Origin of the sequence: Streptomyces sp. NBC_01546, assembly GCF_045208355.1 — a bacterium.
In the GTDB taxonomy this organism is placed as follows: Bacteria; Actinomycetota; Actinomycetes; order Streptomycetales; family Streptomycetaceae; genus Streptomyces.
In genome coordinates this window covers 359596-381788 of sequence record NZ_CP109380.1, presented here as the reverse complement: position 1 = coordinate 381788, position 22193 = coordinate 359596, and the positions used below count along the sequence as shown (strand labels likewise).

Here is a 22193-nt window from a genome sequence, read left to right as displayed (position 1 = left end):
CGCTCTGATGGCGGAGATCGTCTCGAGTCTGGAGCCAGGCCTGGCCACGCGGGGCTGGCGAGTGCGTGATCGACGTGGACTCCCTCTCGGCCCGTCTGATGGCCTTCGGCCCGTACAGCGGCAAGGAGTGTGAGGTCGGCCCAACGCAGCAGGAAGAACCCCGGTCGCCGTTGTATGGCGGAGTCCTTCATGCCCCCACCCACATGCTCCTGGTGTTCACAGATAGGAGTCGCGGCCGAGCACGAAGGCCCACATCCCAAGGAGATGATGTGGGCCTTGCGGAAGTGCCTCACGGGGCTTGATGGCTGCGAAAGGCCGTGCCCGCAGCGTCAGGCCGTCTCTCGTTTCGGCTCCGCTTCTGCGGCCAGGACGAGCTGGGTGACGGTGAGGTCGTCTAGGGTGCGCACGGTCACGCGGTACAGGCCCGGTGTGTAGGCCGTGGCTCGAGCCACGATGTCGCCGCCACCCCAACCCAGGCGGAGCCTTTGGGTGGATCCCGTGCTCAGGTCGGTGACTTCGCACCGGACGCCGCCCAGGGAGTCCACGCCGCTGAGCGTGACGGTCCAGGGGTTGCCGACCTCAACGAGGTCGGGGACGTCCAGGCCGCATCCAGGGGTCCCCTGGGGCGGGCCGAGGTGCTCGTCATCGCGCAGGATTTCCGCGACGGCTTTCAGCGCGATGTGGTCGGAGGCGACGGCTCCGTGCTGGAGGGGCAGGGGCGTGATGGCCGGACCGACGGCTGCTGACTCCTTGTAGACGGTTCCGTCGCCCTTGACGTCGTAGAACTTCAGGCGCCCGCGCGGATCACGGATGAAGTCGCCGTTGGTGTGCTGGCGAGCTCCGTGGTGATGGGCTTCGACGACCCCGGCGTGGATCGTCAGGCTCTGCAGGGTGCTCTGCTGGGTACCCACGACGGCTCGGTGGGCGGGCAGGGCCAGGTGGGCTTGTCGGCGGTGGGAGTCTGCTGCGTCGCGGGCGAGGTCGGCGTTTCCGCCGATGGCGGCCACGTCTTGGGGAGTGAGGTGGCGGATGTGGTCGCCGTCGATGAGGCAGGTGTACTGGGGCAGGAGGTCGTGCAGGCCCGGCATGGTGGCGGAGATGGACTGCAGCTGCCGGTGTGGGAGGGGGACGGGGGTGCCGCGCCCAGTGTTGAGGATGGCGGTGGCCTTCACGGCGCCGTAGAACGGAGTGCCGAGGGTGAGGACGGCTCGGGTGTCCTGGGCGAGGTCGCTGTCGTGAGCGGGGTCGAGGGCGGCTCGGGTGACGAGGCCGCCCATGGAGTGGGCGACGAAGACGAGGCGTGCGGGCCGCTCGTCGACACGGTGGCGGCGGGCGGCATCGTGGGCGTCGTGCTGGCGCCAGGTGGTCAGGTGTCGGCGGGCGGCATCGGCCAGGAGCCGGCCGTTGGTGGCGACGGGCAGGCGCCAGTCGTAGGGGAATTGCATGATTGCCGCGGGGTGGGCGACGCATTCGCGGACGGTGTTGATGAGGCTGGTGTAGGGCTCCAGACCCTGGAGGTAAGGCGTCCATGAAGAGTGGCGCATGAGCTGGGTGGCTTTGATGCGGCCGGTCTTGCCTTCCAGCTCGTCCTCGGTCAGTCGCAGGGGCTCCAGGCCTTTGGGCTGTGTCCACGCCTTGAGGAGCCAGGCAACACCGGATAATCCCCAGATGGTTTTTTGCCTGGTGGTGTCATAGAGCTCGCTGCCCATGATGCCGGGAACGATGACGACGGCGTCCTGGGTGATGTCCGCGGTGAGGAGTGACGCGGCGTTTTTCTCGGGTTCCGGCGTGCGGTGATTCATGGCTGTGAACAATAGGGAAAATGCAGGGGGAGCGCGGGCACATCGGCCTGGTCGGGGGCAGCCCGCAGGCGGCCAAGGCTGACGCGGAGGCGGTCAGGCCGGGCTCGCTGGTCATGGTGACGGTCGAGGACGGAGATCCCGAGTTCGCCAAGGCCATCGAGGAACAGCTGCTGGTGGTGACCGGGTGGTGGCAGGCTGAGGCGGGTTTCGTGCAGACCGCCTTGCGCTCGCCTGCGGAGCGCCATGACGTTGAGCGCTTCCTCTATACGTCCGGCATCCGGGACGCCGCCGAAGACGAACCTTTGGTCGTGTACATCACCTCGCACGGCGCGGTCAGCCCCTCGGGCAGGCACTTCCTGCGGCTGCCCGACACCGACGACAGCCGGCTGCAGGCAACCGGCATGCCCACGAACGAGCTTGTTATCGCAGCGCTCGACTCACAGGCCAGGCATGTGCTGGTCATCGTCAACGCCTGTGAGTCCGGGGGCATCGACGTGGAGCTGACGGCCTTCATCCGAGATCTTTCGCGGACCCGTACCTCGAGCGGCACGATGACCGTCGTGGCCACGACGGCAACTCGTTCGCCTGTCCTGGGGCGCGAGTTCGCCACGATCTTGCAGATGGCGTTCGCCTGGCTTCGGGATGCAGCAGGCATCACGCGCTCCCATCTGTCGGCCGGCGAGTTCATGAACGCCCTTGAGGAGGCCACCGGCCGGCTCAACGCAGAGCGCGATCTCCAGCTGCCAGGCCCGCGCCTGGTCTACCACTCCAAGCTGGGGGCGGCGGCGCTCACTCTGCCCAACCCCGGGTACCGGCCCAAGCCGCAGGTGGTCGCCCCCGCCCGAGCGGAGGTCGCGGCCACACACGACGAACTGGAGTACTGGCTAGACCGCGCCAGCGGACGCGCCAGCAGCGATGACCCAGGTTGGTACTTCTCCGGCCGCCAAGACCTCAACCGGCAGCTGGCCCACTTCGCTTCCCACGACCCCGGAGTACTCATCGTCACCGGGAGCGCTGCGAGCGGAAAGTCCGCCCTGCTGGCGCGCACCGTCACACTCAGCGATCCTGATTTCCGCGCGTCCCCGCGCTATGCCCAGGCGGTGCGCATGGCCCCCGCAAACGGCGTGCCCGCCGAAGGGTCGGTGCATGTCGCGGTGTCCGCCCGCAATCGTGGGCCGGTCAGTCTCATCGAGGCGATCGGCAGCCGCCTGGGCTGTGCCCCGGACCGTTCACGGCCGGCTGCCGATCCGCTGAGGCAGTGGCAGGAAGGGCTGCGTAATTTCTTCACCGGCGGGTGGGGGAAGACGGTCACGGTGGTCATCGACGGTGTCGACGAATCCCTGGATCCGGCGGCCTGCATCCGCGACGTCCTCGAGCCCTTGGCCCCCTACACCCGCGGGGCGCAGGATTCCGTCAGAGCGTCCGTACCCGCCCAGCAGGCAGCCGGCCCGCCGCTGCCGGGACAGCGGGGGCTTCGGCTGCTGCTCTCTGTGCGCAGCAGCAGGCCCGGCACACAGCTGGCGTCGGCGGCCCCCAGCGTGCCAGGGCTGCTGGAGGACTTGCGTACCGCGTTTCCCGGTGCGCGGGAAACGCGGACTGACGCGGACGGGGTGGAGGCGGATATCTCCGCATACATCGCGGCTCTGCTGGCGGCGGCGCCCTGGGCCAGGGATGCGGCGGAGGTCGCCCGGGCGGCCCAGGCTGTGGCACCTCATGTCAGGCGTTCGTTCCTCGATGCGCGCCTGGCGGCAGAGCAGTTGCGGCGCAGTGACGGGCTTGCCCTGTTGCACGACCCGCAGTGGTTTGCACAGCTTGACCGCGGCACGGTGGGTTTGTTCGCTGAGGACCTCGAGCACGTCGCCGACAGCGGCGTGAGTGTTCAGGAGTCGGTGGCGCTGTTGCGTGTCACTGCGTTCGGGCTGGGGCGGGGGATCCCCTGGGCGCAGGTCTGGCCGGCGGCGGCCGAGGGCCTGTTGCAGGCGCGTATCGATCACGCCGACGAGAAGATTCGCCGGCTGCTGGAAAGCCGGCTGGCGGGGTATCTCACCCATGACACCGAGGACGATCGTTTCGTGTATCGGCCAGCGCATGAGCAGCTGGCCGCCATTCTTCGCCAGTGGCCGCATCCACGGTCGCCGCAGGGGACGCCGGGGGGCTCAGGGATGGCAGCGGACGACCAGGCGAGAGATCCACGCGCCGACGAGCAGGAGGCTCACGCGCGGATCGCGGCGGAGCTGGCCCGCTTGGTCGCGGCGCACTCCGCGCGTGTGCCGCACCCTTATCTGAGTCGGTATCTGGCGCATCATGCCGCACTGGGCGGCACCTTGGATGACGAGCATGTGCCGCCTTCTGTGCTGCCCTGGCTCGCTGGAGACGGAATCCGCGGCCTTCTCGCCCTCCCCCACGCCGGCGATGACGAGCGGCCGTGGTTGACCGCCTGGGCATCGGTCGAGCCCTATGTGAAGACCGCCGATGCTGCCTCCCGCTGTGCCAGCCTCCACCTCGCCTACACCGCTCAACGTCATCCCGGCACCCCGCACGCGCAGCTGCCGCCTGAGGCCCGGTCATTGGCCGGCTCCCCGCTGAGGGTCCTTTGGTCGCAGTGGTCTCCCCCGACCAACGTGCTCGCCGCCCTTAGCCGTACCTGCCTGTCCCTGACCGCGGTCAACGGGCCCGGCGGCGGTGTGCTGCTGGCTTTGGGCAACGAGTCAGGCAGCATCGAGCTCGTCGACGCGGGCAGCGGCACCGCTGTCGGCGACCGGATTCCCGCCCATGAGGGAGCCGTGCGCAGCCTCCGCTTCGTGCCGCACCCTGCGGGCGGCGGCGCACTGCTCTCGGGCAGCACAGACGGCACAGTGCGGATGTGGGACACGAACCGGGGCGTTCTGGTCAATCACATGAAAGGGCAAGGGCACGTCTGGACGTCCGACATCGCAGGCTTTCGCGACGAGGCACACGTACTGACGTCCATCGCCGTCAATGGCGAGGGGGCTGTCACGCTGTGGCGGGACCAGGCGGGGGCCCAGCAGTTCGCCGAAATGAGCGCCCACTCCCTTGAGCCCGCCGCGTTCGCTCTCACCCTCACTGACCATCCCGACGGTAGGAAGTTGCTGGTCGGGGCAGGCGGAACGCTTCATGTATGGGACATCGCCAGCCATGAGTTACTGCACGAATACCCCATCGGATCCCCGGTCAGGTCGCTGACGAACACGACGGTGCCCGGTCTGATCGCCTGCGGGCACAGCGACGGCTCCATCATGCTGCTGGACGTGAGCGCAGGGCCGAAGGCCGCTCTGGCCGGAACAGGTGAACCTGTCATCGCTCTTGCGGCTGTGCACGTCGACGGCGCGAACCTGCTGGCAGCAGCAGGCACCGGGTCCACGATCGACATCTGGGACATCGACGCCCAGCAGTGGAGGGGCCGGCTCACCGGCCACACCGATGCCGTGACCGCTCTGTGTACCCTGCCGCCCGCCCCAAGGGCAGGCATTCTCGCCTCCACGGCACGGGACAACACCGTACGCGTGTGGGACACCGAGGCATTCCGGCGCGCCCTCTCCGCCGCCGAGACCGCCCCTGCCGTGGTAGCCGCAGCACTCACCGCGCGTCCGCACACCTTTCCGGCTGTCGCCGTCAGCCGCGCGGACGCGAAGGTACAGGTGTGGGACACAGGCAGTGGAACGACCCTCAGCACTCTGTGCGCCGCCCAGGAACCCGCGGTACCCGCCCTCGTCTGGACGTCATCCAGCTCAGGCGGCCAGCCCCTGCTGCTGTGGGCGGCATCCGACCACAGCATCCTCACCTGGGACCCCCTGCGTACCGGCCACGCCCGCACAGCGGTCCCCCTTGCGGGGCACTCCCGACCCGTCCGCTCCCTCGCCGCTGCCGTAACCCATACCGGGAAACGCATCGTCATCACCGGCGGCGACGATTCCAGGGTGTGCCTCTGGGACCTGGACGACGGGCTGAGGGTGCACCATTGGCGCCACCAGTTCCGAATCACCAGCGTGGCCGCAGCGTCCGGTGGCCGCAGCACCTGGTTCGCCTCCAGCAGTTTCGACGGGACGGTGAAAGTGTGGGACGGCCAGAACGGCGCGCCCGAGCATGTCCTGTCCTGCCGTCAGGGCCCCATCAAGGCCATAGCCGTCAATGCCCGGCCCAGCCGGCTGCCCGCGTTCCTTGCCAGCGGAGGAAATGACGGCAGCGTGCGACTGTGGGACCTGACCACCTGCGAACCGCTCGGTGAGCCCCTGCAGGGACACGCAGACGCTGTCGAAGCCCTTGCCACCTGGACGACCGTGGCAGATGAGCCGCGGAACTGGGTAGCCAGCGCCTCCCGGGACGGGACGATCAGGTTCTGGGACGCTCAGACATCACGCTGTGTCCTGCAACTGGCCACGTGCAGCCCCGTGTACACCCTGTCGGCGCAGCACTGTGACCAGTCCGGCGGCATCGTCCTGACCATGGCCGGAGACGCGGGAGTCGCGGTCTTCAGTCTGGATCTGGAGAACCTGTGACACGGTGTGCGCCCCCCGAAGTCCTTCGTGCGCCCCCTAATGGATCAGTAAGTGGACTGTTCCCGCCTGTCAGGCAGCAGAAAATGATCGTTCGGCAGCACCCGTGCCGGTCGGCCTGGCTTCCCAGAACCTCAAGCCGATCCCGGCAACACGCTGCACGAGGCAAGATCCCCCAGGGCGGAATCCATCCCGCCCACGGCAAGGGACATCCGCCGCGAAGCCCCCGCCGCCGGCGGACGCGAAAGATGTCGAGCGAGATCCGGTGGGCCCATCCGCCCAAACCCGCCGGCGTGAGGAGTGGCGCGTGAACGAGGCAACCCGGTTACAGCTGATCGCGGCACCCGAGCACGGTGTGTGGCACTTAGGAAAAGCGAAAGACCCCCTGAAGTACAACAAGATCAGCAAGGCAGACAACAATCGCACCGGCGGCAACCTGTGGAGCCTGGTGGGCTACGGCACCCTGTACTGCTCCTCTGAACTCGACGGATGCTTCGCCGAGGCGCTGGAGCCCTTCCGCGTCGACCCGGAATTGCAGGCCTTGATCGCCGACGACTGGCGGACGCCCGACTTCATGCCCCCCGGCACCCTTCCCCGGGACTGGCGCACCCGCCACACCCTGGTGCGCCTGCAGCCGACGAAGGAAGCACGGTTCCTCAACATCGACGACGAAGAAGCCCTGCGCCTCCTGTCCCGAGAACTCAAGGACGAGCTGGCAGTACTGGGAGTCCCCACGCTGACACGAGAGCACATCCGCGGTTCGAACCGCAGGGTCACGCGGCAGATCGCAGCCTGGGCGATCACCCAGCGCACCCCCGAACAGGGACGCCTCATCCACGGGATCGCCTACCGATCCCGCTTCGGGATGCGCCAGTGCTGGGCCATCTTCAGCGACGTCGACCTGGAAGAAATCGAACAGCAGCCGATCTGGCCTGAAACCGAAGGTCTGCGCACCGTCGCGGACGAGTACGGACTCACCATCCGCTGAGCGAAGCCCGAGCCACTCCTGCTCCTGCCCTCCCCGGATCCCCCTCTAAACGCCACTGAAGGCCATAGCCCGAACGAAGGAAAATCCGGCCTGGCCTCTGACAGGCCACTGCGCTCGTTGATTTGAAAGCCGCAGGTCAAAACCCCAAGACCGCCCTCGGATCCCCTGTCTTGACGGCGCATCACATACTGCAAGTATGAGTAAAAGTGGTGGAGTTAGAGGTGGATTCTGGGTAGTCTTAACTCATCGACTACTGAGGAGGATTCATGATGGCAACTGGTTGCCTCTTACGGCCCAGGAGCATCGCCCCGCCCCCGCAGCTCCTCATGCCCCGACAGAACCTGCCCGTGAACAGCCGGCCGAGCAGCAGGCACGACACCGTCCTCCTGCATCGCCTGCACCCCCTCAGTCCTCCCTGCACCGGATCCTCCGCGACCGGTACGCAGCGACACTGAACCGAGGCGCTCCGCGCCCCAAAGTCCGCAGCGGTCACGCTTCCCGCCGGACCATCACTTCGAAGCGTCACCGCATCCCGCGACCATCCACTCCGCACCCTCACCTGTGCCGCAGCTGGAACGGACCGCGCACCAATCCTGCACCCGTAGCCCGACACGCGACCAAAGGCCCAAATGCCAGCGCGTAGCCGGAACACGAGGGAGACACCCATGCCCCGCACAGCCGCCAACGCCTCTGCAGACCACAAGAGCACCGCCAGTGCCGAGCGCGCCCACGCCGTCACTGTGCGCATGTCCATCGCGGACATCGCCCGCTTCCTGCAGGACAACCTCGGCCAGCGCCTGACCGCCCGGATCACCAACATCAGCGATCCCCGGCAGGTCGGAAAGTGGGCCTTGGGCAACTCCGCCCCGCGCCAGGACGCCGAAGACAGGCTGAGGGCTGCACTGCAAGTGTTCCAACTCATCCAGGACGCCGAAAGCCTCTACACCGCCCGCGCCTGGATGATCGGCATGAACCCGCAGCTCGAGGACGAAGCACCCCTCACCGTCATCGCAGAAGGACGCTACAAAGACGTGATGGTCGCGGCACGCTCCTACGTCGACGGCGGCTGACCTCGTCACGGCTGGACGCCCGGGGCACGCATCCGGAAGGATCAGGCCGGACTGTTCCCCTAGTAGTGCACGCCCCACCCGATCTCCAGAGACAGCGACAGCCCGCGCTTCGCCGCGCGTGCGTGCGCCTCGCCGAGGGTGTCCAGCGGAACGCCAAGTCCAGGCCATCATCTGGTCCTTCCGCCACGTATCGGTGTGGTCGACGTCGGCAGCGGCAGTCACATACATCGCCCACCGCATGTCTGGCAGGATGCTTCGCCATGACTACCCGATCGGAACAGCTGGAGACCACGTCGTTACATGCAAGGCTTGCCAACTTTGACGCCTCGTCGGATACTGACCGCCCTTTCGAGGAGACGGTGGGTCAGCTCATACGGGACTGCGCCGCGCTTGGCATGGAACGCCAGGTACCCCTCCGGGTCAGGGTCGCGCTTAGACGGCGCCTCCACCTCCAGCGCTGGAAGCGGAACGCCCTCATACTGCTGTTTCTTTTGCCTCTTCTGTGCAGCTTGTCGGTAGGCATGGCCCTGCTGCAGTGGAGACTCGGCTGGATCCCGCGGCAGGGGGAATCTGCGTGGTCTTTTGACCTCACAGCATCAAATCCTTGGCAGCAGACTGTGTCGATTCTGAGTCTGGCAGTGGCGATCGGTCTCCTGCTTCTCGGAGCGCTGGAGATGTACGTCAACCCGCGGCTCTCGCCCAGGCGCGCCACTTCCCGGGCCGCAAGGCTCTTGGTAGCGCGCCGATACGCCCTCGTCACGCAGTGCGCTGCGGCGATTCACGCCTGCGCGCAGGCCCGGCGCAGCGGGGAGCAGAGGCCGGCCCGACTCAGAAAGCTCGCCAAGGAGCTGAAGATCGTACAGCGCGGTGTGCTGGACGCGCACCACAGCCGCGGGACCGTGGCCCGCTGGTCCCACCGCACAAAGACCCTGAAGCGCCACGAACGTCATGTAGCCGGGGCGTTACGCGTGCTGGAATCCAAACTTGACCATGCCCCGAACGAAGCACTGCGCGACATCGCTGAAGCTCTTCTCACCATCTCTGACCGATACTGCCAGACCCGTATCGGCGAGCTCCTGGACGAGGATCAACTCAACGACATCGAGCCCCAGCGCAACTGGGACGTGCTGCGGCTTCTCACCGCCTACGTCGTTGGCGCTGGTGGCGTGACCGCGCTGGCACTCACAGGTGTTCTCCCAGAAAGTGCCGAACCGTACGTCTACACCCTCGTACTGGCCGCTGCCTTCCTCATCGCATTCGGACGAAACGTAAGGCGCACAATCGACGTTCTCAGCGCCATCACCGGGGGAGTCTGACGCGTCTGGGACTGTAAAAGAAACGGTGTAACTCCGATCATGGAGGATTGCACCTGTGACCAGCGAGAACATAGCCACACCGTCCGAGGCGAAGGCCGCGCCGGCGGGCGTGGATGACCGGTTCCTGAACGAACTCGTGGCCCGGGCACAGGCCGAGGGATTGCAGCTGACCGGCGAGGGCGGGCTGCTCCAGCAGCTCACGAAGCGGCTGTTGGAGTCCGCTCTCGAGGGCGAGATGACGGACCATCTCGGCTATGACCGGCACGATCCCGCGGGCAAGAACGGCGGCAACTCAAGGAACGGGAAACGCTCCAAGACCGTCGTCACCGATGTCGGTCCGGTCGAGATCGACGTGCCGCGGGACCGCGAAGGAGCGTTCGATCCGCAGATCGTCAAGAAGCGTCAGCGCCGGCTGACCGGCGTCGATGAGATGGTCCTCTCGCTCTCCGCGAAGGGCCTCACCCACGGCGAGATCTCCGCCCACCTGGCAGAGGTCTACGGAGCCGAGGTCTCCAAGCAGACCATCTCCACGATCACCGACTCGGTGATGGAGGGCATGGCCGAATGGCAGGCCCGCCCCCTCGACCGCGTCTATCCGGTCGTCTTCATCGACTGCATCAACGTGAAGATCCGCGACGGCCAGGTCGCCAACCGCCCCATCTATATGGCGTTGGCAGTCACGGCCGAAGGCCACCGCGACATCCTCGGACTGTGGGCCGGCGGCGAAGGCGGGGAAGGAGCCAAGCACTGGCTCCGGGTCCTGACCGAGCTGAAGAACCGCGGCGTCGAAGACGTCCTGATGCTGGTCTGCGACGGGCTGAAGGGCCTGCCCGACGCGGTCGGTGAGGTCGGCCCAAGACCGTCGTCCAGACCTGCGTCGTTCACCTGCTGCGGGCCTCGTTCCGCTATGCCGGCCGCCAGGACTGGGACAAGATCGCCAAAGCATTGAAGCCGGTCTATACCGCGCCGACCGAGGACGCGGCCACCAGCCGGTTCCTCGAGTTCTGCGAGGAATGGGGCCAGAAGTATCCGGCGATCGTCAGGTTGTGGGAGAACGCCTGGGCCGAGTTCGTCCCGTTCCTGCAGTTCGACGCCGAGATCCGCCGGATCGTCTGCACCACCAACGCGATCGAGTCCGTGAACGCCCGCATCCGCCGGGCGGTCAGGGCCCGCGGACACTTCCCCTCGGAGAACGCGGCTCTGAAGTGCGTCTACCTCGCGGTGATGTCCCTGGACCCGACCGGCGCCGGCCGCAAACGCTGGACCACCCGCTGGAAGCGAGCCCTCCAGGCCTTCGACATCGCCTTCGACGGACGCCTCACCAACAACCGAATCTGACCTACGAGCCAACCACGGTTACACCGTCTACTGGACAGCCCCCGTCCTGGACGAGTGGTTCACCGAGGTCCGCCCGCTGTTCGGCACCGACAACAACCCGGCGGCCTGGCCCTCCGAACGGGGCCTGCGGATCGGCTGCCAGCGGCTCAACTCCCGCTTCATCGCCTACCGCAAGGCCCTCGGCCTGGACGACGGACTCGACTTCCACTCCTTCCGCAGGTCCTACGTCACCCACTTGATCGAGGACGGCTGGGACCCGCGCTTCGTCCAGGAGCAGGTCGGCCACGAGCACGCCAGCACCACCTCGCTCTACACCTGCGTGTCCTCGGACTTCCGCACCCGCACCCTGCGGCGGCATCTGGACTCCACCATCGCTGCCGCCCTCCAGACCCAGCCCGGGAGGCAGGCATGAAACGCAAGGTCGGCTACACCTGGCGGCTGCGCGAGGTCATGGCCCAGCACCGGATCTTCACAGCCACCGAACTGGTGCCGCTGCTGCACGAACGCGGCATCGACCTGTCCGCCTCCCAGGTCCACCGCTTGGTCTCCGGCACTCCGGAACGCCTGTCGTTGCAGGTCATGGCCGCGCTTTGCGACATCCTGTCCTGTACCCCGGCCGACCTGGTGGCCACCACCGCAGAGAACGCCGGCGTCCGCAAGACCGCCACCGGCGACCTGCCCACCCCGCTCGCGAACGTGGCGAAGCTGCGGCCCCGCGCCGCCCGGATCCTGCCCGACGCATGACCCGCCCCTACGCCACCGACGAACAGTACGAACGCTGGTACATGGCCGAGTGCTGCCGCTGCGGCCGCCGCAGACACAAGGCTGGCACGTGGCCGGACGGATACGTCTGCCGGACCTGTTCCGACCGCGCCGTCCGGACACGGGGCACCTGCCCGGGATGCGGCCAGGACCGTGCCCTCCCCGGACTCCGCCCCGGTGACGGGGCCGCGATCTGCACCACCTGCGCCGGCTTCTCGCAGACCTTCGACTGCTCACGCTGCGGCTTCGAGGGCAAGCTCCTGGGCGGACGGCTGTGTGAACGCTGCACCCTCACCGACCGCCTCACCGCACTCCTGGACGACGGAGACAGCCGCATCCGACCCACACTGGTCCCGCTGTTCGACCTGCTGGTGGCAATGGACAAGCCCAGAAGCGGCCTGGCCTGGCTGGAGATGCGCCGCGACCAGCCGGGCAGCGCCTCGCAGCTACTGCGGCGGCTCGGCCTCGGCGAGATCCCACTGACCCACGACGCCTTTCACGAGCTCCAGCCCTGGCGGGCCGCCGCTCACCTGGAAGAACTCCTGATGACGTGCGGAGCCCTGCCCTCGGTCGACAAGTACCTCTGCTCCTTCCAGCGCTGGCTTCCCGGCCACCTGACCGGCATCGCCGACCCCGAGCACGCCAAGACGATCCGGCTCTTCGCGACCTGGCACATCCTTCCCCGGCTGCGGACCCGCGCCGAGAGGAGCCACATCACACCCAGCATCCGCCGGTTCGCCGCCGAACAGGTCAAGCACGCGACCGCGTTCCTGCAATGGCTCGGCGAGCGAAACAGCACCCTCGCGTCATGCGGCCAGATCGACGTCGACGCCTGGTTCGCCGAGAACACCGAACACGCCCGCACCTGCCTGAGAGCCTTCCTCAACTGGGCCATGCAGAGCCGACGCTGCCGACGCTCCCTGTCCATCCCCAAGATGAAGGTCTCCCGCCGGGCCGCACTGAGCGAAGACGAGCGCCTCGATACCCTTGGCCGGCTGCTGACCGATACCGAGATACCGATGCGACTCCGTGTCGCCAGAGTCATCGTGCTCCTCTACGCGCAGCCCGCGAGCCGCATCGTCCGGCTCGGCGTTGACGACGTCATCCGCGACGGCGACACCGTGCTGCTGCGGCTCGGTGAGCCGGCCTCGCCCGTCCCTGATCCGGTCGCCGCCCTGCTGCTGGAGCACATCGCGAACCGCGACAACATGAACACCGCTACCAACCCCGCGTCCCGCTGGCTTTTCCCGGGCCGCCGGGCGGGGCAGCCGACCCGCCCCGACCACCTGTCCGCGCTCTTGAACGAAGTCGGGGTCCCGACCGCGGCAGCCCGCGGCGCCGCGATCCGGCAGCAACTCCTCGAACTTCCTGCACCCGTCGTCGCGGACGCTCTCGGCTACCACGACAAGACCACCAGCCGGCTCCGCAACGAGACCGGCGGGACATGGAGCCGATACGCACCAGGAGATCACGAACCGGGCCGAACGCCCACAACCCATGCCGGGCACACGGGTGATCCGCCGCCACCCGTCCCCGGCGGATTACATGTTGATCATTGGGCCTGAAAACGTCTATCTGAAACCGGTCGGCGACCCGTAGTACTGGCTTCGCGGCCCACCGGCCGTCCACGATCTCAAGGAGCCATCACCCATGACTCGCTTTCGCACCCTGTGCATGGCCCTCACCGGCACCGCGGCGCTGTTCGCCCTGACCGCCGCGCCCGCGCACGCCGCCCCCGGCGACGTGACCACCTCCTGTTCGAGCGTCCTCACCCCGAGCGGCTTCGTCGACGTCAGCTGGGGGTACAGCAGCAGCTGCGGCACGCAGAGCTTCAGCCCGAACATCAAGCAGATAAAGCAGCTCACCGGGCTGCCCGTCGGCACCGTGGTCCAGGCCTGCAATTCCACCTACCAGCCCTTCGGCTGGGTTCAGACCGCCTCGTACTACAGCGGCAGCTGTGTCTCCTCCTCGGTCCCCAGCTTCAACAACAACGCCTGGACGCTCAAGCGCGTCTCCTGACCCGTCCGCCCCGACGCCACGGTCGTGGAGTTCGCGGAGCAGGCGGTCGGCCGGCTGTTCCCCGGACGCCGGGCGGGGCAGCCCTTCCGTCCCGACCACCTGTCCGCACTCCTCAACGAGATCGGCGTCCCTGTGGCCGCCGCCCGCGGCGCCGCCATCCGACAACAACTCCTTGGGATGCCCGCTCCCGTCGTCGCGGACGCTCTCGGCTACCACAACAAGACCACCACCCGCCTGCTCAACGAGACCGGCGGAACCTGGAGCCGATACGCCCCTGGAGATCACACACGGTCACCGGCAGGCTGGGTTCCACGGAGAACTGGCGACAGTTGAATACGAGAGCCCACCAGTACCAAGCCCGGGGATGCCCGTGGGTTCAACGGAACTGAGCCTTGTGCGGCCGGAACTCGCGGGTCGGTCCGTGTGCATCGGCTGGGGATATCCGTGGGTTTGGCAGGCGCGCGGGGGTGGGCTGGGCGGACCTATCCCTGGGCAGTGGGGCGAACGACGATGTCGCCGACGTCGACACCGTCCGGCTGCTCGATGGCGAAGGCGATGGCGCGGGCCACCGCGGCCGGCGGGAGGGCGATCTCCATCAGCTTGTCGATCTGGGCCTTCGCAGCCGGATCCATGTGCTCCGCGAAGTCCGTACGGACGGCGCCGGGCGAGACGACGGTCACGCGCAGGCTGTCGCCGGCCTCTTGGCGCAGGCCTTCGGAGACGGTGCGCACGGCGTTCTTGGTGGCGGCGTACACCGACTGGAGTGGCACGATGCGCAGTCCGGCGGTGGACACGGTGTTGACGAAGTGTCCGAGTCCCTGCTCCCGGAAGAGGGGAAGGGCTGCGGCGATCCCGTACAGGACCCCCTTGAGGTTGACGTCGATCATCTGCTCCCAGTCCTCGACGCGCAGGTCGTCGAGGGGGGAGATCAGACCGATCCCGGCGTTGCTGACGAGGACGTCGAGTTTGCCGTACCGGTCGCATGCCAGCTTGACGAGGCCGGAGAGGTCCTCGTGCCGCGTCACGTCCGTGCGGATCCAGGCGGCCTCGCCGCCGGCCTGTTCTATGCGGGCGGCCAGGGCCGCAAGACGCTTCGGACGGCGTGCCCCGAGGACGACCTTCGCGCCGCGCTCGGCCAGCAGAAGCGCGGTCGCCTCGCCGATGCCGCTGCTGGCGCCGGTGATCGCCACGACTTTGCCTTCGATTCCCGGCATATTCGACTGTCCTTCCAGAGTGCGGAGTGCGGAGCAGAGAGGGTCCGGGCAAGTCGCACCATGCCCTAGAGTGAAAGTGGAGGCTCCGCCACTTCACCCAGACTAAATGGCGGAGCCTCCACTTAGCAACGGAGAAGGGAACGAGCCGCCGATGACCCGAGAGGCAGGACGCCCGCTGAGGGCCGACGCACAGCGAAACCGGGACAAGATCCTGGTCGCCGCGGTGCGCGTGTTCAGCGAGGAGGGACTCGACGCACACTTCGAGCGCATCGCCAGGGAAGCGGGCGTGGGAACGGGCACGCTCTACCGCAACTTCCCGACCCGAGAGGCTCTGATCGAGGCGGCGTACCGCAACGAAGTGGCCCGGCTGTGCGAGGCCGCCTCCGGCCTCCTGGCGACGATGCCGCCTGCCGAGGCCCTGCGGGTGTGGACCCGCCGCTTCATCGACTACGCCACCGCCAAATTCGGCATGGCCGACGCCCTGCGCGCCGTCGTCGCCTCGGGCAGCAACCCCTACGCCGACAGTCACGAGATGATTCAGGGCGCCCTCAACTCCCTGATGGAGGCCGGTGCCGCTGCTGGAACGATCCGCTCCGACATCCGTCCGACCGACATGTTCGCCGCCCTCGCCGGAATCGCCCTCACCTCGGCTAAGCCCGAGCAGCGAGAGCAGGCCGAACGCCTCCTCGACCTCACCCTGGACGGACTGAAATCCGCGCCGCCTCAGCTGCCCGAAGGGTGACGACAGAACCGGGATGTCACCAGGTCGCCAATTCACCGCCAGGGCCGACGACCCGTACCTCCTTGCCTTCATCCAGGCTGCAGATCGATCACACGAGCTGAGGACGCTTCAGGAATTCCGAAGCAATGTCACAGCCGGGCAAGGCAGCCGAAAGAGGACGAAGCCCCTGGCCACGGTCGCGGTCACTCGGCGGGGCTCGGAAGAACTCGCGGGATGTCGCACACAAGCGCAAGGGACACAGCCCCTCCGTCGCGAGCATCTACCGGGCGCTCGCCGAGCAGGCCAAGCGCGAGGCGTACCCCGAAGCTCTCGAACAGGCCTACATCGACTTCGCCGTAGCTTCGGGAGAACAGGGCCGTCACCGGTGCCGTCGAAACCCCCACTGGCCACAACGGCCATCGCCGGGGAGTGCATCCACGCACACCCCGGCGACGTTGTTCTATTCCAGACTGGCTGACTTCGAAGCCCTCAATGAGAATCTTTTCCATCAGGAGTCCCGTAGGGCGGCACCTCTCGCGAGGGAACCATCAAGCCGATGCATGCGATCACCCGCGTAAGATCAGCACTGAGGAACACTATAAAGCGATATTCTCCCCTCTTTCGGTCATCGATAAACCCGACCAGCAGTTCCTGATTACCGATTTTCTCGAGGCTAGCCACCGCCTCCTCGAAACCCAATGATGGGCGCTCGAGTTTCTGCAGTCTCCGCAAGCGCCGGGCGTAGGTGTGATGCAGTCTCGCGGCAGGCATTCTCCCTGGCAAGATTTCGAACGGCGCCCCAGCGGCAAGGGCACTCTTAGCCTGCGAGTTGACAGTTGATTCGACAGCGAACGCTTGCCTCAGCTCATCTCGCTCCACGTGCGCTCCTATCGTGACCGCGGATTGAACCATGCCCCATTCCCTATCCTGATCTCCGCCGCTTAAATTACCCCTTCGAGTAGATGCTCCTCCTCGAAGAACCCGAAGTCGATGTCCGTATCGTGAACCTGAATATCTCTACTCGGATCCACGTCGGAGCGACGGATTCGCATCACTACTGAGCCCGGCCCCCATTCGTCAACCTCCTCCTGGGCTCTCCCCTCGCTGTGGAACGGAAGACCGCGAGGACGTAGCCCAGCTCCCGCCTTTCCAGTGCGGCGCGCAGTTGTGGGTTGTGATTCTGGGGGTGTCAGCCGACCTCTATGGTCGCTTTGCTGGGACGGGCAGAAGCGTGGGCCAGCGAGCGAGCATACGTTGGCGCATAGCGGTGCTGAGGCTGCTCACGCCGCTAAGAGAGGTGTGGTCGGCCGTCATCTGGCCAACGACCCCGAGCCGGTGGACGAGCCGTTGTCGGGCGGTCGCGGTGCCCCACGTCCAGTCCCGGTGCGGAATCCGGGCCAGGTGATCAGTGCTCTCGCGGCGTGCCCGCTCAACCAGCGCGTCGCCGCGGAGCAGCCAGCCGGCACACGCGTCAGCGAGCCCGTCTTGGGCATCGGAGCCGGTCAGGGTGCGCCATTCGTTGCGGTATGCGCTCTCCGCCCGTTCCAACAGCGGCTCCGACGCTGAAGTGACACACCAGCAGGTCGGAAAACCGATGCGCAGGTAGGCGAGCTCCATCAAGCCGCTGCCCAGTGACGCTTGCTCAAAGTCGATGAATCGGATCCCCGTGGCGGTGTGCAGATCATTACCGGGACAAGGATCCCCGTGGAGAAGGGCATGCCCAGATGCCTGGTCGAGCCGGTTCACGAGGTCATCGAGTTCGCCGGACACGGCAGAAGTGACAGGAACCTCCAGAGCCCCGGCCAGCTGCAGGAAAGACTCGATATCGGCCTCGTTCGGGCCCTGCCACCGGGGAAGTACCCCGACGTCCTCCGGGCGGGCGGTGGCATGCAGCCGTGCCAGCGCGGCTGCATAGTCGACAATCCAGTCGCTGGCCGGGCGTCGGTGATCCAGATGCTCCAGCACCAAGACCCGCTCGCTGGGACCGGTGGCCAGCAACGCGGGCACCACGGGTATTTCAGCTCGGGCAGCGAGCCGCAGGGCGGCCACCTCACGGGCGTATCGCTCGTCGGCATCAAGACCGCCGACGATCTGCTTCACCACCGCCGTTGCCTCTGGCAACTCGACGCGCCACACGCGCGAGCGAGGGCTGCTGCCCAGTCTGCGAGAGCGCCTGGGAGATCCCAGCTCGGTCCGTAATTCGTCCCCGAACGGCAGTCGCAACCACATGCACTCATCCTTCCATGCAGCCGTTCAGTGCGGGCAGTGCCGGGGTTCAGCGGTTGGTGGTGATCCACCGTACGAGGGCTGCGTTGGTCGTGTCGTCGAGTGAGGACAGGGTGTGGATGGCTTCCAAGTCACCGGGGAGCGGTGGGATGCCGACGGTAGTCAGTGCCACGTGCAGGTCCAACCGTCGCTCGTCCACGGGCTTCAGCGACCAGGCGAGGCGGGGGTCGGATTTCGGCCTGAGTGCCTGCGGATGCTGTTCGCCGCAGGAAGGCTCGCCGGTGTCTGCGCCGGGGAAGCGGTAGGGGTCAAGGTCCAGCTGAGGGGCCGTCACTTCGGACGGGCAATACTGCCAGAACTCCACAAGGAATCTCCCGGGGTCGGGTGTCGCTGCTGCTTCCAGAAAGTTCGGAGCGCCGCCTGTAGTAGGCCGCCCGCGTGTGCCGCAGACATGGAGTGCAGGCTGACGGGTCAGACACGTCAGGCGCCCAAGGTCGTCGGGGGTTGCGTGCCACGGCTGGTGGCCGCGGCACGCGGTTGCTGCTGATGGCTGGCAGTTCACTGTCCCCGATGGTGTGGCTGCCGGCGTGGGTTAGCGGCGGTGGTTCTCGTGGTGCCCGTGGTGACTGCGGCCGCCCCAGGACTCGGTGTCGACGACGCGGCCGCGGTCGTCGCGGAGGGTGGCGGTGTCGCGCTCGTCCCAGATCTGGTGGCGGCGGTTCTGGTAGAGGTCGTGGTGGGTGTCGCGGCCGTGGCCGGTGTGAACCCTGACGCTGGAGCGGCCGTCCAGGCGGAGGTGGTTGAAGCGGTAGCGGTTGCCGTCGCGGTCGGTGAGGGTGAAGCCGCTCAGGTCGACGGAGTGCCGGCCGGTGTTCTTGACCTCGATCCATTCGCGGTTCAGGGCGCGGTTGTCGCGGCCGTGGCTGTCGTTCTGGACGTCGCCGATGACGATCGAGGAGTGCGGGCCACGGTGGCCGCGCCGGTCGTCGTCGTGGGCGGCGGCGGGGACGGCGGCCGCGCCGACCAGGGCGCCGGCGGCCAGCACCGCGGCGAGAAGACGGCGAGTGGCGAGAGAAGCAGACATGAAGACGACTCCTTCAACAGTCAGCCCAGCCCGGCCTCGTGCAAGCCGGGCGGACTCCGTACGGTTCCCGGCGTCCTTGCCGAGGAGCCACACTCTGGCCCGCACCCACCATTAACCGCCACAACCTCGGACTCACGTTGCCTAATGCGGACATGTCCGTAACTCTCCCTTGCAAGATGCAAGCGTCAGGTCCAGTTGACGAAGTCGGGGCGGGAGGTGGGGGCAGCCCGTCCGATGTCGAAGCAAGGAGGTTTCAGCCACATAAGCAGTTCATTCACGCCATGCCGTGTGCTGTGCGCCGAATGGGTTCACGGCTCTGTAACAGGCGCTTCTGCCGCTTCTTCGCACCGAGTTACGCACCACCGCTCTGATGTACGGGTGCGGGTGACGGCTGGCGCTTCGGCGGCCAGGTAGAACGCCGGACAAGGGGCCCAGCCTTGCCGTACGGGCTCTAGCCATGCGGGTTGAATGACGTCCCCATGGCTACGCCAGAAGGACGGCCCGCGTCCAGGCCAGGCAGCCATGGTGCAACCGCCTGAGCAGCGGGACTCTTTCGCTGACAGCAGTCGGGGCCTGGCGCCGGGTGGGCCTTTACGAGGCGCACGCCGAACGCGCAGTTAGCCTGTCACCCCGCGTGGGCGGAGGAGCGCCTGCCCGGCCACTGGAACGCCGGCCCCACCTGGGACCTGGAATCGTGGCTGCCGAGCATCGGCACGCGGAAAGCGATCGACCCGATCGTGGCCGCCAAGCACGTGTGCAACTGGACCTAATGGTTCGAGTGCAGGCCTGAACGCAGATACGCCTGCGCCTCCCGAGAAATCCTTCGGGGGCACAGGCATATGACGCAAGCCGGCAGGGGCCATTGGGACCGCACCGTGTGCGGGGCCCGGAGTCAGGACGGCGTCGGGACGAGCGACGCGGCAGTCTCCCAGGCGAACCCGTCCGGGTCGGTGAAGGTGTCGGCGGTGCTGCCGAGGACGATGCGGTGCGAGCCGGTGCCGTCGGCGGGGACGCCGAGATCCTTGGCCAGAGCACGGCGCTTGTACAGCGCCAGCTTGACGGGGCTGGACTGACCGGTGGCGAACTCGGCGTACTTGCCGCCGAAGCTCTTGGCCACGGTCAGGCCCCGCCCGACGTAGAACTGCTTGGTGGCCTTCACGTCCTCGACGCCGAGCAGCAGGACGACCTCGTCGATCTCGCGGGTGGCGGGGCCGGTGTCCTTCTTCGCCGAGGTCGCGATCTTCCAGATCGTCCCGTCCGGGGCCTGGACGACGCCGCCGTAGCCCCACAGTGACTTCGCGGCGGGCTTCAGCACCGTGGCGCCGGCGTCCACAGCGGCGCCGACGAAGCTGTCGACGGTGGCCGGCCCGGACACCGTGAGCGCCAGGGTGAAGCCGCGGAATCCGGTCGATTGCGCCTCGGACGCCCTCAGGCGTACGTACGTTCCTACGCCGAAAGCGCTGTAGAAGCGGCGGGCGGCCCCAGGGTCGGCCACCTCAAGGGTGACGGACGCGAGGGACATGTTGGCTGCGTTGGAAGCGGTGGTTGCCATGCCCATCACGCTAGGGGCCGCGCGGCGGCCGGGGCTTCTCCATTCCTGACCGGTCTTGTCGCCGAGCGGAGTGAGCAGGGCCATCTTGGCGGTCAAGGGCCCCGGCGGCCTGCAGCAGGTCAAGCTCTGCCTGGACCAGCCCCACACGGTCCGACGCGCAGGACTTCGGTGCTGGCAGATGGTCCACTCAGCCGCTAACCGACCTTTCCGATAACACTGCGTGCGAACCACCTCATGAGGTACCAATGAGGCAGCACGCGCCGGCGGAGCGGCCGGGGGGAAGGGGGCTGCGATGGGGCGCCCTGAGGAAGCTCTGCTGCGTCCTGAGATCTTTGAGGATGCTGGAGATGTGTCGGCCAGCCTAAGCGCGGCCATCGCCACACGCCTGGAGCGGGTTGCGTCGGCGCGGGGTGGCGTTCTGCACGCCTGCAACGCATTCAACGCTCTCTATTTCGACTACGATCCCCGGCTCCGCCGCTATGTCACCGAACCCGACCCTGATGCCTTCGTTGCGGTGCCAATCGGTGGCCCCCTGCCGCAGTTGCCTGTCGGAGCATTCGTCCGCCTGACCCGAGGCACCCGGGAGTTATGGGGCGAAGTCGCTGGTGTCTTCGGCGCTGGTGAGGGTGTGGAGAGGGACGGCTGGACTGTGGGTGCCCAATCCGGGGCCCCTGCCGCTGGGCGCCTCGACCCACAGCGCATCGTCGTCGACACGGACGTCTTCGGACCCCTGCTTGCCGAAGAACTCGTCGAACGAGGCCGCTGGCTGCGCCCGGGCGGCGGGCTGGAGGGCGGCCATCTCGTGGGCTCTGTCCCCGTCGCTGCCCACGACATCTCGACTCGAGATCAAACCGGTTCATTCGCTGACTACCTTGCCGGGCCGGGACGGGCGCTACTCGATCTCGGGCCTCTGCCGCGCTGGCTAGCGCGGGAGACGAGCGAGTTGACCGAGGAAGACATCGTGCGTGCAGTCCGGGCAGCCGTCAGCTGTCTGGGCCGCATTATGGAAGGGGCTTCTGGCCTGCAAATGTGGGGGCTCCAGGGGAGGTCAGCGGGCGCGGCTTCCGCATTTGCAGCTTCTTCCGCAGCCCGCGACGTGTGGAATGCGGTCGCACGCCCTGCCCCTGGTGGAGGTGCTCGCTACTCGGCTCTCTGGCCTCTTCTCAGCTCTCTCTACCGGGAAACCGACCGGGCCAATGAGCTCGTCGGCGTCGCGGGTGCGGCTCTGGTCGTAGATGCGAATCTGGCCATCGCAGATGCGGTCACCAGCCCCGAGAACCCTCCCGGCGTCGACGTTCGTGTTGACGACATCTGGCAGCAGGGCGGAATCTGGCGGGCTCAGGCTCTCCCGGTCGACGACATGCTTGCCTCACTCGACCCGCTCATTCCTGCGGGAATCGGCTTCGCGGAAAGCCAGGCCACTCACCAGCGTGAGGCTCCACTCCCTGGGCGCGGTCCAAGTGAAATGGGCCTGGTCCACGTCGTACACGTCGACGACGAGCTTGTCGTAGTAATGGTCGCTCTGAGCGCGGCAGACCTGCGGAAGGGGCGGCTGCCGCTGAGCCGCTCGGTGCTGGAATTGTTGCC

At 67.3% G+C, this 22193-nt stretch carries 16 protein-coding genes and 3 pseudogenes; 12 read left to right on the top strand and 7 right to left on the bottom strand.

Annotation, left to right across the window (positions count from 1 at the left end; translation table 11 throughout):
• Window positions 1-329: 329 nt before the first annotated feature.
• The gene (locus OHA89_RS40450; RefSeq protein WP_331761952.1) at window positions 330-1802 is read right to left on the bottom strand and encodes a lipase/acyltransferase domain-containing protein; all 1473 of its coding nucleotides are present in this window, start codon (window positions 1800-1802) and stop codon (window positions 330-332) included.
• Window positions 1803-1822: 20 nt separating this feature from the next.
• On the opposite strand from OHA89_RS40450, the gene OHA89_RS40445 reads away from it, so the two are divergent.
• The 10 genes and pseudogenes from OHA89_RS40445 to OHA89_RS40400 all read left to right on the top strand — a co-directional run bounded on the left by OHA89_RS40445 (window position 1823) and on the right by OHA89_RS40400 (window position 14142).
• Window positions 1823-6319 carry a WD40 repeat domain-containing protein gene (locus OHA89_RS40445; RefSeq protein ID WP_331761951.1) on the top strand — a complete coding sequence of 1499 codons (4497 nt, stop codon included), beginning with the start codon at window positions 1823-1825 and terminating at the stop codon, window positions 6317-6319.
• A 304-nt stretch (window positions 6320-6623) separates the two neighbouring features.
• Window positions 6624-7304, top strand: a complete 681-nt coding sequence (locus tag OHA89_RS40440) for an RES family NAD+ phosphorylase (RefSeq protein WP_257559839.1) — start codon at window positions 6624-6626, stop codon at window positions 7302-7304.
• 665 nt (window positions 7305-7969) lie between these two features.
• Entirely contained in the window at window positions 7970-8374 is a 405-nt protein-coding gene (locus OHA89_RS40435) for an XRE family transcriptional regulator (RefSeq protein WP_331761950.1), read from the top strand.
• 260 nt (window positions 8375-8634) lie between these two features.
• Window positions 8635-9690, top strand: coding sequence for a hypothetical protein (locus tag OHA89_RS40430; RefSeq protein WP_331761949.1), 1056 nt, complete (start codon window positions 8635-8637; stop codon window positions 9688-9690).
• A gap of 109 nt (window positions 9691-9799) precedes the next feature.
• A pseudogene (locus tag OHA89_RS40425) lies at window positions 9800-11028 on the top strand (IS256 family transposase).
• Between the two features lie 31 nt (window positions 11029-11059).
• A pseudogene (locus OHA89_RS40420) lies at window positions 11060-11440 on the top strand (tyrosine-type recombinase/integrase); the annotation flags it as partial.
• Window positions 11437-11772 (top strand): helix-turn-helix transcriptional regulator, encoded by a 336-nt coding sequence (locus OHA89_RS40415; protein WP_331761948.1) that lies wholly within the window; start codon window positions 11437-11439, stop codon window positions 11770-11772. The pseudogene OHA89_RS40420 and the gene OHA89_RS40415, both read left to right, overlap by 4 nt.
• Window positions 11769-13355 (top strand): hypothetical protein, encoded by a 1587-nt coding sequence (locus tag OHA89_RS40410; RefSeq protein ID WP_331761947.1) that lies wholly within the window; start codon window positions 11769-11771, stop codon window positions 13353-13355. The genes OHA89_RS40415 and OHA89_RS40410 overlap by 4 nt, the downstream gene beginning before the upstream one ends.
• An 85-nt stretch (window positions 13356-13440) precedes the next feature.
• Window positions 13441-13809: a hypothetical protein gene (locus OHA89_RS40405; protein WP_257559891.1), complete on the top strand. Its 369-nt coding sequence runs from the start codon at window positions 13441-13443 to the stop codon at window positions 13807-13809.
• A 24-nt stretch (window positions 13810-13833) separates the two neighbouring features.
• On the top strand, window positions 13834-14142 hold the full coding sequence (locus OHA89_RS40400) for a hypothetical protein (RefSeq protein ID WP_331761946.1): 309 nt from the start codon (window positions 13834-13836) through the stop codon (window positions 14140-14142).
• 149 nt (window positions 14143-14291) lie between these two features.
• On the opposite strand, the gene OHA89_RS40395 is transcribed toward OHA89_RS40400, so the two are convergent.
• Window positions 14292-15023 (bottom strand): SDR family oxidoreductase, encoded by a 732-nt coding sequence (locus OHA89_RS40395; protein WP_331761945.1) that lies wholly within the window; start codon window positions 15021-15023, stop codon window positions 14292-14294.
• Between the two features lie 151 nt (window positions 15024-15174).
• On the opposite strand from OHA89_RS40395, the gene OHA89_RS40390 reads away from it, so the two are divergent.
• Both OHA89_RS40390 and OHA89_RS40385 read left to right on the top strand, forming a co-directional pair.
• Window positions 15175-15765 (top strand): helix-turn-helix domain-containing protein, encoded by a 591-nt coding sequence (locus OHA89_RS40390; protein WP_331761944.1) that lies wholly within the window; start codon window positions 15175-15177, stop codon window positions 15763-15765.
• Between the two features lie 224 nt (window positions 15766-15989).
• Window positions 15990-16100, top strand: a pseudogene (locus OHA89_RS40385) (recombinase family protein); the annotation flags it as partial.
• 844 nt (window positions 16101-16944) lie between these two features.
• Here the strand turns inward: OHA89_RS40385 and OHA89_RS40380 are convergent.
• The 5 genes from OHA89_RS40380 to OHA89_RS40360 all read right to left on the bottom strand — a co-directional run bounded on the left by OHA89_RS40380 (window position 16945) and on the right by OHA89_RS40360 (window position 21456).
• Window positions 16945-17973: a phosphotransferase gene (locus tag OHA89_RS40380; RefSeq protein WP_331761943.1), complete on the bottom strand. Its 1029-nt coding sequence runs from the start codon at window positions 17971-17973 to the stop codon at window positions 16945-16947.
• Between the two features lie 46 nt (window positions 17974-18019).
• The gene (locus tag OHA89_RS40375; RefSeq protein ID WP_331761942.1) at window positions 18020-18334 is read right to left on the bottom strand and encodes a hypothetical protein; all 315 of its coding nucleotides are present in this window, start codon (window positions 18332-18334) and stop codon (window positions 18020-18022) included.
• A gap of 228 nt (window positions 18335-18562) precedes the next feature.
• Window positions 18563-19054, bottom strand: coding sequence for a lamin tail domain-containing protein (locus OHA89_RS40370; protein WP_331761941.1), 492 nt, complete (start codon window positions 19052-19054; stop codon window positions 18563-18565).
• A gap of 892 nt (window positions 19055-19946) precedes the next feature.
• Window positions 19947-20612: a glyoxalase gene (locus tag OHA89_RS40365; RefSeq protein WP_331762033.1), complete on the bottom strand. Its 666-nt coding sequence runs from the start codon at window positions 20610-20612 to the stop codon at window positions 19947-19949.
• A gap of 580 nt (window positions 20613-21192) precedes the next feature.
• On the bottom strand, window positions 21193-21456 hold the full coding sequence (locus OHA89_RS40360) for a hypothetical protein (protein ID WP_406368936.1): 264 nt from the start codon (window positions 21454-21456) through the stop codon (window positions 21193-21195).
• Between the last annotated feature and the right edge of the window lie 737 nt (window positions 21457-22193).